The organism is Pseudomonas frederiksbergensis (assembly GCF_003732275.1).
GTDB classification, from domain to species: domain Bacteria; phylum Pseudomonadota; class Gammaproteobacteria; order Pseudomonadales; family Pseudomonadaceae; genus Aquipseudomonas; species Aquipseudomonas frederiksbergensis_H.
Genome location: NZ_MOBM01000039.1, coordinates 204,327 through 219,983, shown reverse-complemented (window position 1 = coordinate 219,983; position 15,657 = coordinate 204,327). Strand labels below are relative to the sequence as shown.

The 15,657-nt window shown below is 58.3% G+C and carries 18 protein-coding genes; 14 read left to right on the top strand and 4 right to left on the bottom strand.

The features are described from left to right. The first annotated feature begins 188 nt into the window (after positions 1-188). Positions 189-1,097, top strand: coding sequence for a 50S ribosomal protein L3 N(5)-glutamine methyltransferase (gene prmB, locus BK662_RS26955; protein WP_123360091.1), 909 nt, complete (start codon positions 189-191; stop codon positions 1,095-1,097). A 102-nt stretch (positions 1,098-1,199) separates the two neighbouring features. Here prmB and BK662_RS26950 read toward each other — a convergent pair whose 3' ends face one another. Both BK662_RS26950 and BK662_RS26945 read right to left on the bottom strand, forming a co-directional pair. Beyond that, positions 1,200-1,991, bottom strand: coding sequence for a hypothetical protein (locus BK662_RS26950; protein WP_123360090.1), 792 nt, complete (start codon positions 1,989-1,991; stop codon positions 1,200-1,202). 96 nt (positions 1,992-2,087) lie between these two features. Beyond that, the gene (locus BK662_RS26945) at positions 2,088-3,086 is read right to left on the bottom strand and encodes an alpha/beta hydrolase (RefSeq protein WP_123360089.1); all 999 of its coding nucleotides are present in this window, start codon (positions 3,084-3,086) and stop codon (positions 2,088-2,090) included. An 84-nt stretch (positions 3,087-3,170) separates the two neighbouring features. Here BK662_RS26945 and aroC point away from each other — a divergent pair, with 84 nt between their 5' ends. From aroC to mtnC, 5 genes are read left to right on the top strand one after another with little or no spacing between them, the layout of a single operon-like run. Continuing rightward, the gene (aroC, locus tag BK662_RS26940; protein ID WP_052963693.1) at positions 3,171-4,262 is read left to right on the top strand and encodes a chorismate synthase; all 1,092 of its coding nucleotides are present in this window, start codon (positions 3,171-3,173) and stop codon (positions 4,260-4,262) included. A 34-nt stretch (positions 4,263-4,296) separates the two neighbouring features. Then, positions 4,297-5,442, top strand: a complete 1,146-nt coding sequence (locus BK662_RS26935) for an MFS transporter (RefSeq protein ID WP_123360088.1) — start codon at positions 4,297-4,299, stop codon at positions 5,440-5,442. After that, complete coding sequence (locus BK662_RS26930) at positions 5,439-6,065, top strand: methylthioribulose 1-phosphate dehydratase (protein WP_123360087.1); 627 nt, start codon at positions 5,439-5,441, stop codon at positions 6,063-6,065. The genes BK662_RS26935 and BK662_RS26930 overlap by 4 nt, the downstream gene beginning before the upstream one ends. 20 nt (positions 6,066-6,085) lie before the next feature. After that, positions 6,086-6,631, top strand: coding sequence for a 1,2-dihydroxy-3-keto-5-methylthiopentene dioxygenase (locus tag BK662_RS26925; RefSeq protein WP_123360086.1), 546 nt, complete (start codon positions 6,086-6,088; stop codon positions 6,629-6,631). A 4-nt stretch (positions 6,632-6,635) separates the two neighbouring features. Further along, positions 6,636-7,319 carry an acireductone synthase gene (gene mtnC / locus BK662_RS26920; protein ID WP_123360085.1) on the top strand — a complete coding sequence of 228 codons (684 nt, stop codon included), beginning with the start codon at positions 6,636-6,638 and terminating at the stop codon, positions 7,317-7,319. Positions 7,320-7,519: 200 nt separating this feature from the next. On the opposite strand, the gene BK662_RS26915 is transcribed toward mtnC, so the two are convergent. Next, the gene (locus BK662_RS26915; RefSeq protein WP_008005638.1) at positions 7,520-7,798 is read right to left on the bottom strand and encodes a DUF3509 domain-containing protein; all 279 of its coding nucleotides are present in this window, start codon (positions 7,796-7,798) and stop codon (positions 7,520-7,522) included. Positions 7,799-8,149: 351 nt separating this feature from the next. On the opposite strand from BK662_RS26915, the gene BK662_RS26910 reads away from it, so the two are divergent. The 7 genes from BK662_RS26910 (at position 8,150) to BK662_RS26880 (ending at position 13,713) form a co-directional block, all read left to right on the top strand. After that, positions 8,150-9,988: a long-chain-acyl-CoA synthetase gene (locus tag BK662_RS26910; protein ID WP_123360084.1), complete on the top strand. Its 1,839-nt coding sequence runs from the start codon at positions 8,150-8,152 to the stop codon at positions 9,986-9,988. 96 nt (positions 9,989-10,084) lie between these two features. After that, positions 10,085-10,603 (top strand): ankyrin repeat domain-containing protein, encoded by a 519-nt coding sequence (locus tag BK662_RS26905; RefSeq protein ID WP_123360083.1) that lies wholly within the window; start codon positions 10,085-10,087, stop codon positions 10,601-10,603. Positions 10,604-10,754: 151 nt separating this feature from the next. Further along, a complete protein-coding gene (locus BK662_RS26900; RefSeq protein ID WP_123360082.1) occupies positions 10,755-11,285 on the top strand; it encodes a hypothetical protein in 531 nt (176 codons plus the stop codon). Between the two features lie 83 nt (positions 11,286-11,368). Next, entirely contained in the window at positions 11,369-11,560 is a 192-nt protein-coding gene (locus BK662_RS26895; RefSeq protein ID WP_007902193.1) for a PLDc N-terminal domain-containing protein, read from the top strand. Positions 11,561-11,827: 267 nt separating this feature from the next. After that, positions 11,828-12,703, top strand: coding sequence for a polyamine aminopropyltransferase (speE, locus tag BK662_RS26890; protein ID WP_052963708.1), 876 nt, complete (start codon positions 11,828-11,830; stop codon positions 12,701-12,703). A gap of 219 nt (positions 12,704-12,922) precedes the next feature. Next, positions 12,923-13,156: a hypothetical protein gene (locus BK662_RS26885; protein ID WP_123360081.1), complete on the top strand. Its 234-nt coding sequence runs from the start codon at positions 12,923-12,925 to the stop codon at positions 13,154-13,156. A 215-nt stretch (positions 13,157-13,371) separates the two neighbouring features. Further along, on the top strand, positions 13,372-13,713 hold the full coding sequence (locus BK662_RS26880; protein WP_123360080.1) for a ribonuclease E inhibitor RraB: 342 nt from the start codon (positions 13,372-13,374) through the stop codon (positions 13,711-13,713). Positions 13,714-13,781: 68 nt separating this feature from the next. Here BK662_RS26880 and BK662_RS26875 read toward each other — a convergent pair whose 3' ends face one another. Then, entirely contained in the window at positions 13,782-14,081 is a 300-nt protein-coding gene (locus BK662_RS26875) for a hypothetical protein (protein WP_123360079.1), read from the bottom strand. A 160-nt stretch (positions 14,082-14,241) separates the two neighbouring features. Here BK662_RS26875 and BK662_RS26870 point away from each other — a divergent pair, with 160 nt between their 5' ends. Further along, a complete protein-coding gene (locus BK662_RS26870; RefSeq protein ID WP_007902187.1) occupies positions 14,242-15,651 on the top strand; it encodes a circularly permuted type 2 ATP-grasp protein in 1,410 nt (469 codons plus the stop codon). The last annotated feature ends 6 nt before the right edge of the window (positions 15,652-15,657 follow it).

Sequence of the window (15,657 nt, the reverse complement as noted above, 5' to 3'; positions counted from 1 at the left end):
GCTTCTGTGAATCGCTACCATCGTAGGCACCGCCGTTGTTGGGTCGCAGCCTTGTCAAGATACTCGTTCTGTTCAATAGCTTGCTGAAAAAATAGAAGAGTCCTACATCTGATCCGGTGTTTATCCTGCGTCGTCGTGGCGTCTTTTGGCTGTTAGAATCGTCAGTCGTTTTTTCTGGAGTTTGCCCCGTGATCACTTCCCGACTTCGTACCCTGCGTGACCATATCCGTTGGGCCGTCAGCCGCTTCCATGGGGAGGATCTGTTTTTCGGCCATGGGACCGACAACGCCTGGGACGAAGCCCGTCAACTGGTGTTGGGTGCGCTGCACTTGCCGTGGGAAATCGCCGACAGCTATCTGGACTGCCGTCTGGAAGACGACGAACTGGTCAATCTGCAACGCTTGCTCAAGCGCCGCATCGAAGAGCGCATTCCGACCGCTTACCTGCTGGGTGAAGCCTGGTTCTGCGGTATGTCGTTCATTGTCGACGAACGCGTGCTGATCCCGCGCTCACCCATTGGCGAGCTGATCGAAAAGCGTTTTGAACCATGGTTGGGTGCCGAACCTGCACGTATTCTCGATCTATGCACCGGTTCCGGTTGCATCGGTATCGCCTGTGCTTACGAGTTCCAGAATGCCGAAGTGGTACTGGCTGACCTGTCGTTCGAAGCGCTGGAGGTGGCGAATCAGAACATCGAGCGTCACGGTGTCGATGAGCGCGTGTTCACCGTTCAAGGCGATGGTTTCGATGGCTTGCCGGGTCAACGTTTCGACCTGATCGTGTCGAACCCGCCTTACGTCGATGCGGAAGATTTCGCTGACATGCCGGACGAGTATCAGCACGAACCGGAGTTGGGCCTGGCCTGTGGCGACGACGGTTTGAACCTGGTGCGCCGCATGCTCGCCGAAGCGGCGGATCATCTGACCGAGAAGGGTTTGCTGATTGTCGAGGTAGGTAACAGTCAGGTTCATGTCGAGGCGCTGTACCCGGAAGTCGACTTCGCCTGGCTGGAGTTCGAGCGCGGTGGGCATGGGGTGTTCATGCTCACAGCGGAGCAGTGCCGCCATCATCAGGCGCTGTTCGCTTCTCGCGTTTAACCCTTAAAAGCAAAAGATCGCAGCCTTCGGCAGCTCCTACAGGTGTACACCAAACCCTGTAGAAGCTGCCGAAGGCTGCGATCTTTTTAGGCTTGGCTCCCATTACCGGTGCGTCGCAATCCAGATCAACAACCCCGCCTGAAACACCGCAAACGCCACCAGACAGGTAATGGTAAAACGCAGCCCGGCGTCCTCGCGTTTGTACTTGCTGACTTTTTCTTCGTGCTTCTTCAGTTTGACTTCCTGTTCCGCCAGGTTTTGCTCGGCTTGCTGGAGCATCTGCGCGGCTTCGAGGATTTCTACCTGCTGCAACTTTTCGCTGTTCCAGTCACCGAGCAAATCACCGACCTGTACCTCTTTAACGCTGCCCTTCAAATGCTGGGCGTCGGCGTAGACCACGTCAAAACCATGCACCCGCAGAAAGTGATCGCGACGCAGGCGAGTGTCTTCGTTCAGCGCATCCTTGTTGTTCAGGTCAGTGCCGTCGACGGTGTAGGCGGGCCATTTCTTCTTCGCCCAGGTAATGCCCTGAGCCGCCAAATAGCGCCCGATGCCACGGTTCATCGGCTCGATCTGCAAGCCGCTTTCCGGCCCGAAATGCATGCGTTTGGCGACATGGTCGACCCACACGTCCAGATGATTCTGTTCTTTGCGCACCCGCTGGCCCGGCAGCTTGATGGTCATGCGCAGCAGGCTGCGTTCCTTGCTATTGCGTTCGGCGTAACCGAATTCGACAAAGCGCAACGGCCGTCCGCCAGTGTTGCGATCGGTTTGCAGCGGCGCCAGGCGGAGCATTTTGTGGTGCTCGACATGGACATCCGCCCACGGCAGCTCGACCGCTGGCGGTGCGTCTTTTTCAGCGGTGGTGTCGGGTGAAGTCTGGGTATCAGTCATAACGGCGAGATCCTGTCCAAGCCCTGCTTGCCGCCAGTCAGTGCGCTGGCGACAAAGGCTTATCGGCCGTTTCTTTCAGGACTGGAGGGCTAGGGCTTAACGGGTGCGAAGTCCGTCAATAAAACCGAGGATTCGTGCGCCGAGTTCCGCCGCCAGCGGTAATTGCGGATCTTTATAGGAGGCCAATTGCCGCTTCACGTCGTTGGGCACGATGCGCATCACGTGGTTCATGCCTTCGATCAGCGCCAGTTCGGCGTCCGGTTTGGCGGCCTTGAGTGCCCTGGCGTCACCCACGCCGACCTGAATGTCGTTGCTGCCCTGGATAATCAGCGCCGGCATTTTCAGTTTGGCGAAGGCCGCTGCCGGGTCTTGGCGGAACAGCGAAATCAGATACGGCTGTACGCTGGGGCGGAAAATCACCTGCAATTGCGGGGGCACGTTGTCGTCGGTGTGGCCGGCCTTGAGGCTGTCGAGCAGTTCATTGCTGCGCAGCATCAACGGCGGCGGCAGGCGATTGCTTAACTGCTGGCGCAGTACCTGATCGATCGGCCGGGCGCTGCCGGACATGGAAATCACTGCCGCGGCATCGACGTTTGGCGCCGCCAGGCTGGCGATCAATGCACCTTCGCTGTGGCCCAGCAAAATCAGTTTGCCAAAGCGCGGATCGGCTTTGAGCTTCTGGCCCCAGGCTTGGGCGTCGGCCACATAGGCCTCCACCGACAGATTGCGTTCATCGGGCGTGGCCGCCAGGCTCGCCGCCACGCCGCGCTTGTCGTAGCGCACACTGGCGATGTTGTGTTTGGCCAGCACCCAGGCCAGTCGTTTGAGGCTGTCGTTGCGTCCGCCGTCGGGGTTGTTTCCGTCACGATCCGTAGGACCGGAGCCGGAAATGATCAGGACAACCGGCACAGGCGTGTCGGACTTGGGCAGCAACAGCGAGCCGAAAAGCTCGCCGCTGCCCGTGTCCAAAGTGATCGGGCGTTGCAGGACAGTGGCCTGTACAAAGCCGGTAAACAAGGTAAGGCTCAAGGCTAGAACTCGCAGCATCATCACGCCATCATCAACAAGGTGCCGGTTGGACTCGCGGGCACCCATAAGGTTCGAGGATGAACTAGTCGGGTAGCCTGCGTATACTGGCGCGCATTACGTATTTCAGTTCGATTTCACGGAGCGTCCCGCATGTCCGGCAATACCTACGGCAAGCTGTTCACTGTCACCACCGCGGGCGAAAGCCATGGTCCGGCGTTGGTCGCCATTGTCGATGGCTGCCCGCCGGGCCTGGAGATTTCCCTTGAGGACCTGCAGCGCGACCTGGACCGGCGCAAACCCGGCACCAGCCGCCACACCACCCAGCGCCAGGAAGCCGACGAAGTCGAAATCCTCAGCGGCGTGTTCGAAGGCCGCACCACCGGTTGCGCCATCGGCCTGCTGATCCGCAACACCGACCAGAAGTCCAAGGACTACTCGGCGATCAAGGATCTGTTCCGCCCGGCCCACGCCGACTACACCTACCACCACAAATACGGCGAGCGCGATTACCGTGGCGGCGGTCGCAGTTCGGCCCGTGAAACCGCCATGCGCGTGGCGGCAGGGGCGATTGCGAAAAAGTACCTGGCCACCCAGGGCATCGTCATTCGTGGCTACATGAGCCAGCTCGGCCCGATCGAAATCCCGTTCAAGACCTGGGATTCGGTGGAAGAAAACGCTTTCTTCAGCCCTGATCCGGACAAAGTGCCGGAGCTGGAAGCCTATATGGACCAGTTGCGTCGCGACCAGGATTCGGTAGGCGCGAAGATCACCGTGGTTGCCGAAGGCGTTATGCCTGGCTTGGGCGAGCCGATTTTCGACCGCCTCGATGCCGAACTGGCCCACGCGCTGATGAGCATCAACGCGGTCAAAGGCGTGGAAATCGGCGCCGGGTTTGCCAGCATCGCCCAACGGGGCACCGAACATCGTGATGAAATGACCCCGGAAGGTTTCCTCAGCAACAACGCGGGCGGCATTCTGGGTGGCATCTCCTCCGGTCAGCCGATCGTTGCGCATCTGGCACTCAAGCCAACCTCGAGTATCACCACACCGGGCCGTTCCATCGACATCCATGGCAACCCGGTTGAAGTTGTCACCAAAGGCCGTCACGACCCGTGCGTCGGCATCCGCGCCACGCCGATTGCCGAAGCGATGATGGCCATCGTGCTGATGGATCACCTGCTGCGTCACCGCGGGCAGAACCTCAATGTGCGCGTGAGCACTCCGGTGCTGGGTCAGCTTTAATGGCTGACCTTACAGCCGCTTTGGTTTGACGACTTTGGCGGCGCTCCCGTACTGGCGGCTCTCCAGTTTCTATCTGTTCTATTTCGCCTTGCTCGGTTCGACGGCGCCGTTTCTGGCGCTGTATTTCGATCACCTGGGCTTTTCCAGTGCGCGCATTGGCGAACTGGTGGCGATCCCGATGCTGATGCGCTGCGTGGCGCCGAACATCTGGGGCTGGCTCGGTGACTACACCGGGCGACGGCTGGCCATCGTGCGGTTCGGCGCGGTCTGTACGCTGCTGACCTTCTCACTGATTTTCGTCAGCAAAAGCTATGCGTGGCTGGCGATGGTCATGGCCTTGCACGCGTTCTTCTGGCACGCGGTATTGCCACAGTTCGAAGTCATCACTCTGGCGCATTTGAACGGCCAGACGTCTCGCTACAGTCAGATTCGCCTGTGGGGCTCAATCGGTTTCATCATCACCGTGGTCGCGCTCGGCAGGTTGTTCGAATGGCTCAGCCTGGACATCTATCCGGTGACGCTGGTGCTGATCATGGCCGGTATCGTCGTCAGCAGCTTGTGGGTGCCCAACGCGCAACCTGTTCAGAGTGAACGGTTGGCAGGGGAGGGATTCCTCCAGCAATTGCGCAACCCCGGGGTATTGGCGTTCTACGGTTGTGTGGCGCTGATGCAGATGAGTCACGGGCCGTATTACACCTTTCTGACCCTGCACCTTGAGCGACTCGGTTACAGTCGCGGGCTGATCGGCATACTCTGGGCGGTCGGCGTGGTTGCCGAAGTCTTGATGTTTCTGGCCATGAGCAAGATCCTTGCGCGTTTCTCGGTGCGCCGGGTGCTGCTGGCGAGTTTTCTATTGGCGGCGTTGCGTTGGTTGTTGCTCGGTTCGTTTGCCGAGTTCCTTTGGGTATTGTTGTTCGCCCAAGTGCTGCACGCCACCACCTTCGGCAGCTTTCACGCGGCTGCCATCCAGTTCGTGCAACGTAGCTTCGGCGCGCGTCAGCAAGGGCAGGGCCAGGCGTTGTATGCCGCGCTGGCCGGCACCGGCGGCGCATTGGGTGCGTTGTATTCCGGCTACAGCTGGAATGCCCTCGGCGCCACATTGACCTTTAGTATTGCCAGTCTCGCAGCCTTCGCTGCTGCCGTTATCATTGCCACATGTATGCAAGAGGACAGGCCATGAGCCTTACCCGTGAACACCTCGCCCAGGAAATCATCGACGCCGGGCGTTTTCTGTATGGGCGCGGCTGGTCGCCGGCCACCAGTAGCAATTACTCGACCCGCCTGTCGCCGACCGAAGCCTTGCTGACGGTGTCCGGCAAGCACAAAGGCCAGTTGGGCATCGACGATGTGCTGGCCACCGACCTGTCGGGCAATAGCCTGGAACCGGGCAAAAAACCGTCCGCCGAAACCCTGCTGCACACTCAGCTCTACAGCTGGCGCCCGGAGATTGGCGCGGTGTTGCACACCCATTCGGTGAATGCCACGGTGTTGTCGCGTCTGACGCCGGAAGACTTCATCGAGTTCGAAGACTATGAACTGCAAAAAGCCTTCAGCGGCGTCTCGACCCACGAGTCCCGGGTGCGCGTGCCGATTTTCGACAACGATCAGGACATTGCACGGCTGGCCGCCAAGGTGCAGCCTTGGCTCGACGCCCATCCTGATTGCGTCGGCTACCTGATCCGCGGCCATGGCCTCTACACGTGGGGCGCGCGTATGAGTGACGCGCTGCGGCAGATCGAGGCCTTTGAATTTTTGTTCGAGTGCGAGTTGAAGACGCGCTCGCTCTTTAACCATAAAGCATGAACCGTTAAGGAGTTGCCCCGATGAGCAGCCTGTCCGTTTACCACGTCAGCAGCCCAGACTTGCCGAACAAGGTGTTGACCCACTTCGAAGACATCGCCTCGACCCTGGCCGAACAGGGCGTGCGCTTCGACCGTTGGCAAGCCACGGCGAAAATCCAGCCCGGCGCCAGCCAGGAAGAAGTGATCGCCGCGTATCAGGCGCAAATCGACAAACTGATGACCGAGCGCGGATACATCACCGTCGACGTGATCAGCCTGAACAGCGATCATCCGCAAAAAGCCGAGTTACGTGCCAAGTTCCTCGATGAACACCGCCATGGCGAAGACGAAGTACGATTTTTCGTCGCCGGCCGTGGGCTGTTCACCCTGCACATCGGCGATTACGTCTATGCCGTGCTCTGCGAGAAAAACGACCTGATCTCAGTGCCGGCCGGTACACCGCACTGGTTCGATATGGGCGAAAACCCGCATTTCGTCGCGATCCGCCTGTTCAACAACCCCGAAGGCTGGGTGGCCAATTTCACCGGCGATAACATTGCCAGCCACTTCCCGCGTCTCGAGGACTGAGCCGATGCCGATCAAAGCGATTCTCACCGACATCGAAGGCACCACCAGCGCGGTGAGTTTTGTGTTCGACGTGCTGTTTCCCTACGCCGCCAGACACCTGCCGGATTTCGTTCGCGAAAACGCCGAACGCGCCGACGTTGCCGAGCAGCTCACCGCTGTTCGGCGTGACAGCGGTGAGCCGCAAGCCGACGTCGAACGGGTCATCGATATCCTCTTGGGCTGGATTGCCGAAGACCGCAAGGCCACGCCGCTCAAGGCGTTGCAAGGCATGGTCTGGGAGCAGGGTTATCAGTCCGGGCAGTTGAAAGGCCACGTTTACCCGGATGCCGTTGAAGCGCTGAAGCGCTGGCATCAGGAAGGCTATCAACTGTTTGTGTATTCTTCGGGCTCGATTCAGGCGCAAAAACTGATTTTCGGTTGCTCGGACGCGGGGGATTTGTCGCCACTGTTCAGCGGCTATTTCGACACCACCTCGGGACCCAAGCGTGAAGCGCAGTCCTACGAGCGCATCACCCAGGCGATTGGCGTCGAGGCTTCGCAGATTCTGTTTCTATCCGACATCGTTCAGGAACTGGACGCAGCGCGTGCGGCCGGGATGGCAACCTGTGGCCTGGCCCGTGAGGGCGGGGAACTGGCAGGGCATGTGACCGTCGACAGCTTTGCGCAGATAAATCCTTCCACTTTTTAAAGATCAACGCACATAACCTGTGGGAGCGAGTCTGCTCGCGAAGGCGGTAGGCCATTCAACATTGATGTTGCCTGACACGCCGCTTTCGCGAGCAGGCTCGTTCCCACATGGATTACGCTCCAGAAAACAAAACAGGCCGTGAAGCGAAAGCTCTCACGGCCTGTTTGTTTGTAGCGCGTTTATTTATACAACCGCAGGATTTACACCGAGTGATAGGTCGGCAGGGCGAACCGTTGCTGGCTTTGCAGCATGGAGATCTGCGGCAGTTCACTGGCCTGTTCGGCGATGTCACGGCGAATCGCGCTGATCACCCAGGACAGCTGATCGCCGGCATGCAATTGCTGGTAGGAAATCGAACGTTTGAAGACTTTGCCGTCCGTACTGCGCAGGGTCAGCAGAATGCCGCCGTCAGGCCGTGGCTGGGTGGTCACTTCGAAGTTGGAGAACAGCGACGAAAATTTTTCCTGGATCAGGCTCATGTCTATCAGCTCCGTGAGTGCTTTGAAGGGCAACATGGAGAGGTAGCTGCAGTGATTGTGCCAGCGCCTGTTTTTTTAAAAAGACATATAAATCAACAAGTTAACTTTTAAGTGTTTTTGCGCTTTCGTGCAATCTGCATGAATGGCCATCGTGCATCCTGCATTTTGCGTGGTCGGTCGATTCGATTGAACCAATCACAACGTCAGGGTTCCGCTTTTCGATGGCAGCTTCGAATAGTTCGGTCGCGGATACAAAACATTTCAAAAACCGCGTGTACAGCTCAAGAACCGCTGACGTATTTTCGGCCTCAATCAACGCCACCCGACAATAAGAAGATCGACGGGAGCACCATGAGCCGCACGCTGAACGACACGATTACCTGGGGCATGATGCTCCGCAAGCTGCCTTCCATTGCCAAAGCCATTCCCCGCGTGGTGAAGGGCATGAAAGCCGCCAACGTCAAGGACCCGACCCAACCGTGTGGTCTCGGCTGGAGCTTCGAGCAGGCGACATTGCGCAATCCCGATGGCCCGGCCTTGCTGCAGGGCGAGGTGGCACTCACTTATGCACAAGTCAATCAGTGGGCCAACCGCATCGCCCATCACTTGATCGCCCAAGGCATCGGCAAGGGCGATGTGGTGGCGATTTTTATCGAGAACCGTCCGGAACTGCTGGTGACGATATTGGCGGTGGCCAAGGTCGGCGCGATCAGCGCCTTGCTCAATACTTCCCAGACCCGCGACACCCTGGCCCACAGCCTGAACCTGGTGGCGCCGGTGGCGATCGTGGTCGGAGAAGAGCTGGTTGCGGCCTTCAATGCGGTCCGCGAGCGGGTGGCCATCGACGCGGCGCGCACCTGGTTTGTCGCCGATCAAGACACTTTTCGCGATCCGGGCAATTCGCCCGATGGCTTCATTAACCTGATGACAGTCAGCGCCGAAGCGTGCAGCGATAACCCCGCCAGCAGCCAACAGGTTTTTCTCGACGATCCTTGTTTCTACATTTACACCTCGGGCACCACCGGGTTGCCCAAGGCCGGGGTGTTCAAGCACGGCCGCTGGATGCGCAGTTCTGCAAGTTTTGGCCTGATCGCGCTGGATATGCAGCCTCAGGACGTCGTTTATTGCACCTTGCCGCTCTACCACGCCACCGGGCTCTGCGTGTGCTGGGGCTCGGCGATCATCGGGGCGTCGGGGTTTGCCATCCGTCGCAAGTTCAGCGCCAGTCAGTTCTGGAGTGACGTGCGCAAATACCGGGCGACCACCCTCGGTTACGTCGGCGAATTGTGCCGATACCTGGTGGATCAACCGCGCAGCATCGACGACAGTCGGCACGGCGTGACGAAGATGATTGGCAACGGTCTGCGCCCCGGTGCGTGGAGCGAGTTCAAAACGCGCTTTGCCGTTGACCATATCTGCGAGCTGTACGCTGCCAGCGACGGCAATATCGGCTTTACCAACATCCTCAATTTTGACAACACCATCGGTTTTTCGCTGATGGCCTGGGAACTGGTGGCGTACGACCACGACAGCGGCGCGCCCACCCGTGATGCCAAGGGTTTCATGCGCAAAGTGGCCAAGGGCGAGCAGGGTTTGCTGCTGGCGAGGATCGACGACAAGGCGCCGCTGGACGGCTACACCGATCCGCAGAAGACCGCAAAAGTCGTGCTCCACGACGTGTTCAAGAAGGGCGACCGTTACTTCAATACCGGTGACCTGCTGCGCAACATCGGTTTTGGCCACGCGCAGTTTGTGGATCGCTTGGGCGACACCTACCGTTGGAAAGGCGAGAACGTCTCGACCACCGAGGTCGAGAACATCCTCCTGCAACACCCGCATATCGCTGAAGCCGTGGCCTATGGCGTGGAAATCCACAACACCAACGGGCGTGCCGGGATGGCGGCAATCACGCCGGCTGAATCCCTGGCGACGCTGGACTTCAGCGAGTTGCTGGCTTTCGCCAGGCAGCAAATGCCTGCTTATGCAGTGCCACTTTTCCTTCGGGTGAAAGTGAAAATGGAGACCACCGGGACCTTCAAATACCAGAAGACCCGGCTCAAGGATGAAGCCTTCGACCCGAACAAAACCGGCGATGACCCGATCTACGCCTGGTTGCCGGGTACCCAGACTTATGTGCAAGTCACCGAGCACGTGCTGGCGGATATTCAAGACGGCAAGTACCGCTATTGAATGTAGCTATGGCCTCCCATTAGAAAAAAGAAGTGACAGGTTCCGGAGCGCTCGGGAAACTATCGGCTTTCCGATTGACCGAATGTGGAGTCCCCAATGTCAGACAAAAGCCGCCAGATGAGCCCCGAAGAGGCTGCTGAATTTGCCGAACAGGTGTTCAACAAAGCGCGCGAGGGTGATGCGGCCATGATGGCTGCGCTGCTGACCAAGGGCCTGCCGCCGAACCTGCGCAACCATAAGGGCGACACCTTGCTGATGCTCGCCGCGTACCACGGCCATGTCGACACGGTAAAAGTCCTGCTTGAACACAAGGCTGACCCGGAAATCCGCAATGACAATGGCCAGAGCCCCATTGCCGGTGCGGCGTTCAAGGGCGACCTGGCGGTGGTCAAGGCGCTAGTCGAGGGGGGCGCGCAAGTGGAAGGTTCGTCCTTCGACGGTCGTACTGCGCTGATGATGGCGGCGATGTTCAACCGCGTCGAAATCGTCGACTATCTGATCAGCAAAGGCGCCGATCCGAAAGCCAAGGATGCCAACGGCGTATCCGCGCTGGACGCGGCCAAAACCATGGGCGCGGTGGATACCACGACTCAGCTGCAAAAATTGCTCGGCTGATCACATTAAAAGATCGCAGCCTTCGGCAGCTCCTACAGAGCGCACGTCATGCCAATGTAGGAGCTGCCGAAGGCTGCGATCTTTTCGTCTTTGCGCTTAACCTGCGCTATCCTTCGCGCCCTCAAATTTCCCTCGCTACAGGATCCACCTCATGAAAGCCGCACTCGTCGAACTCATCAGCAAAATCAGCTCCGGGTGCATGAGCGAGGACGAAATCCTGAAAGTCGCTGACGAAGCGGCTCAGGCCTACGCCGATCCCGAGGCTTTTCTGGCGGCCAATCCGGACATCAACTACGACGACACCTTCCCGATCTCGTTGGGTGAGTGGGTGGTTGTCGGCAGCTTGCCGGAAACCGTGCTGTTCCAGGCCGACACCTACATGGACCTGTTTGCGCAGATCGTCGCTTCGTTCGGTCCCGGCGTCGATTTCAACATCAAACCCAAGCAGCTGGCCAAGACCGAAGCCCTGACGGCGCTCAATCGCATTCAGGTGCAGATGAGCAGCATGAACAAGGAAAATGGCGGTTACACGCTGATGAACTTCAGCCAGTTGCTCGACGACGAACTGCAAGTGGTGCTGGTCTACGGTAACGACGTGCCACGGGTTCTCGAATTGTGCGCCGAAGTCGGCATCGCCGCCGCACCCTCCCTGGAAGCCCTGAAAGTGGCGATCCACGTCTGAAACCGTCCACGACGGTAATAAAACGGAACCCTCGCAAGGCCCGACTATCCTAAGAGTGCATACCACTCTTCAGGAGCGTCACCATGGGTTCCACGTTCAACAGCCTGGTTGGCCTGATTATTCTTGCCCTGGATATCTGGGCCATCATCAACGTGCTTAAAAGTGGCGCCGAGACCGGGATGAAAATCATCTGGGTGCTATTGATCCTCCTGCTGCCGGTCCTGGGCCTGATCATCTGGGCCATCGCCGGGCCAAGGGGCAATGTACGGATCTGACTGCGTCCTCAGGCACAACGCATTTCACTTGTGGGAGCGAGCCTGCTCGCGATAGCGATCTGTCTGCAACATTGATGCGGAAGGTGCCGCCGTCATCGCGAGCAGGCTCGCTCCCACATTGTTCTGCATGTACTTCAATGACGAAGGTTCGACCTGTCATGTTCCGCAACGTAGAATGCGCGCCTTTCCCGGTCAATCGAACGGATCGATTGGCCATCATGGGCGGGTAACCGTCCGCTGCCACCCGCATTCATCGGAGCACTTCCCATGAGCAATACCCCAACCAGCGAGTACCTGGAAACCCTCTACGAAGGCTATGGCCAGCGTTTTCGCATGGAAAAACTGCTGCACGAAGTGCGCACCGAACACCAGCACCTGGTGATCTTCGAAAACCCGCGCATGGGCCGGGTAATGGCGCTGGACGGCGTGATCCAGACCACCGAAGCGGACGAGTTCATCTACCACGAAATGCTTACCCACGTGCCGATCCTCGCTCATGGCACTGCCAAGCGCGTGCTGATCATCGGCGGTGGCGACGGCGGCATGCTGCGTGAAGTGGCCAAGCATCGCAGCATCGAGCACATCACCATGGTCGAGATCGACGGTACCGTGGTCGACATGTGCAAGGAATTCCTGCCGAACCACTCCAAGGGTGCATTCGATGATCCACGCCTGAACCTGGTGATCGACGACGGCATGCGTTTCGTCGCCACCACCACCGAAAAGTTCGACGTGATCATTTCCGACTCCACCGACCCGATCGGCCCGGGTGAAGTGCTGTTCTCCGAAAACTTCTACCAGGCTTGTCGTCGCTGCCTGAATGAAGGCGGCATTCTGGTGACCCAGAACGGCACCCCGTTCATGCAAATCGAAGAAGTCAAAACCACCGCCGGCCGTCTGCGCAGCCTGTTCCCGGACTGGCACTTCTATCAGGCGGCCGTGCCGACCTACATCGGCGGCGCGATGACCTTCGCGTGGGGCGCAACCAATACCGCCTATCGGAAGTTGTCCCGCGAAACCCTGCAACAGCGGTTCGCCGGCAGCGGCATCATCACCCGCTACTACAACCCGGAAATCCACATCGGTGCCTTCGCCTTGCCGCAATACGTACTGCAAGCGGTGAACAAACCCAGCAACGACTAAAATGAACACATAACCCCTGCAGGAACGAAGCTTGCTCGCGAACGCGGTGTATCAGCCAATACACGTGTCAACTGATACACCGCGTTCGCGAGCTTCGCTCCTGCACAGGTTTCTGTGTTTTTTTTCATGCCAGTACGCGGTAATCCGTTTGAACGATCACTCCGGGCAAAAGTCCAGATAGAAGTAAGCCCATTCATGGGTTTTATCGAGGAGGCACCGATGCAAAAGTGGAAAATCACTTTCGTGGATGATCACGGTGAAACAGTGGACGAACTCTTCGAGTGCGAGGAATGCCCGAATAACGAGCAAGCCGCCAAACTCATTCGCGCCCGGTGCCTGCCGGTCGCTGCCGAACTGGATCTCAATGATCTGGAGGGGCGTACCGATGATCCGACCGTCAAAAGTCTGAAATCCCAGAACAGCATTGAAATCATCAGTATTACCCCGATTTGATACACCTCTTGTCACATTCACAACCAGACCTTGGCAGCAGCTCTATCTTGAGGCTACTCTGCAAGCGAGATCAGCGAATGACTCGCTAAGGTCTGGTCTTGTCAGCTACATGCTTGTTTCCCGTCGGCAACCTCTGTTGCCGTATCGCTCTCACCAATCGGTTGAAAGTGCAGGGAATACGGAAAGTCTATCCATCAGTCTGAGGGGGACGTTTCATGAGCACAGCCTATCAAGAAGACATCAGCAGCAGCGTGCTGCGCCGCATGAAAGAAGGCGGTTTCGACTTTTCACGATTCCATCCCATCGAGTTCTACGCCATTTTTCCGGACGAGGAGCGGGCACGCAGGGCGGCAGGTCATTTCTGTGGTGAATCCTTGAATGCCCAGATCAGCGTGCGCGACGACGGCGCGTGGCACCTGGAACTGAGCAAAGTGATGTACGCCACCTATGACGGGATCGGCGACTTTGAGCAGGACTTCGAGGCGGTGGTCGGGCCTCTGGGCGGTATTATCGAAGGATGGGGCGTCAAGCAGGAGGTACGAGGGCTACTCGCATAACTTTATGAACAGTGACAACACTCAGCAACGGCTGACCTTTGGGTTGGCCGTTTTCGTTTCGGGGGTGATCAAGTCAAAAGCAAGATCAAAAGATCGCAGCCTTCGGCAGCTCCTACGTTGGGATGGCGTTTATCAATTGGGATGGCGTGCACCCTGTAGGAGCTGTCGAGTGAAACGAGGCTGCGATCTCTTGATCGTGTTTTTGATTCATAACGTTTCAAAAACGCAAAAAAAAGCCACCTGAACAGGCGGCTAAAAGGGAAGTTCGGTAAGTGTTCGGTCATTTTTCCAGCGAATGCGCCGATTATCCGCATCGCCTTCCGGGCAGTGAAATCAACTCTGACTATGCTGCTGATACGCGACAGCATTGCTTCGCCATGAAGCGGGGGCGATCAGGTTGGGGCATTTACCGCACAGGATTGGTGCGGTGCATGCAGCGCCATTATCCAACTGATTGATATCAAAGCGTTTATGCCGATGGCACGGGCCTTGCGATGGCTTGGATGTCCGGGTGACAAGGAGTACGGCATGATCCGCACCTATTTTGATGAGATGTACGATGCCGGCGGCCAGGTCCGCCCGCATTATCGGGAGTTTGCCCGTTGGCTGGCCGAAACGCCTGACGAGCTTTTGGCACAACGGCGACGCGAGGCCGATCTGTTATTTCATCGTGCCGGGATTACATTCACGCTCTATGGTGATGAGCAGGGGACAGAGCGCCTGATTCCCTTCGACACCATTCCCCGCAGTATCCCCGCCAGTGAATGGCGGGTCGTCGAGCGCGGCTGCATTCAGCGGGTCAAGGCATTGAACATGTTCCTTGCCGACCTCTATCACGAGCAACGCATCATCAAGGCCGGCATCATCCCGGCCGAGCAAGTGCTGGCCAACGAGCAATACCAGTTGGCGATGCAAGGGCTGGATCTGCACCGCGATATCTATTCGCACATTTCCGGCGTCGACCTGGTGCGCGATGGCGACGGCACGTACTACGTGCTCGAAGACAATCTTCGTACACCCAGCGGCGTGAGCTACATGCTCGAAGACCGCAAGATGATGATGCGATTGTTCCCCGAGTTGTTCGCGGCCCAGCGCATCGCACCGATCGACCACTATCCGAATCTGTTGCTCGACACCCTGAAAAGCTCCAGCCCGATCGACAACCCGAGCGTGGTGGTGCTGACGCCGGGGCGCTTCAACAGCGCGTTTTTCGAGCATGCGTTTCTGGCCCGGGAAATGGGCGTTGAACTGGTGGAAGGCGCGGACCTGTTCGTGCGCGATGACAAGGTGTTCATGCGCACCACGGACGGGCCGAAAGCCGTCGATGTGATCTACCGGCGCCTCGACGATGCGTTCCTCGATCCTCTGGCGTTCAACCCGGACTCGATGCTCGGCGTTCCAGGTCTGCTGTCGTCCTACCGCTCCGGCAACGTGGTGCTGGCGAATGCCATCGGCACCGGGGTCGCGGACGACAAGTCGGTGTACCCCTTTGTCACGGACATGATTCGTTTCTACCTGGATGAAGAGCCGATTCTGAAGAACGTGCCTACATGGCAGTGTCGTAATCCCTCGGAACTGTCCCACGTGCTGGCCAATCTTCCAGAGCTGGTAGTCAAGGAAACCCAGGGCTCCGGCGGTTACGGAATGCTGGTGGGGCCAGCGGCGACGGCGGCGGAAATCGAATCGTTCCGCGAGCGGATCAAAGCCAAGCCCCACGCGTACATCGCCCAACCGACGTTGTCTTTATCGACCTGTCCGACCTTTGTCGAAAACGGCATCGCTCCACGCCATATCGACCTGCGTCCGTTTGTATTGTCTGGCCGCGAAACCCGGGTTGTGCCCGGCGGTTTGACCCGTGTTGCCTTGCGCGAAGGCTCCCTGGTGGTGAATTCCTCCCAGGGTGGCGGAACCAAGGACACTTGGGTGGTCGAGGATTGAAGGAAG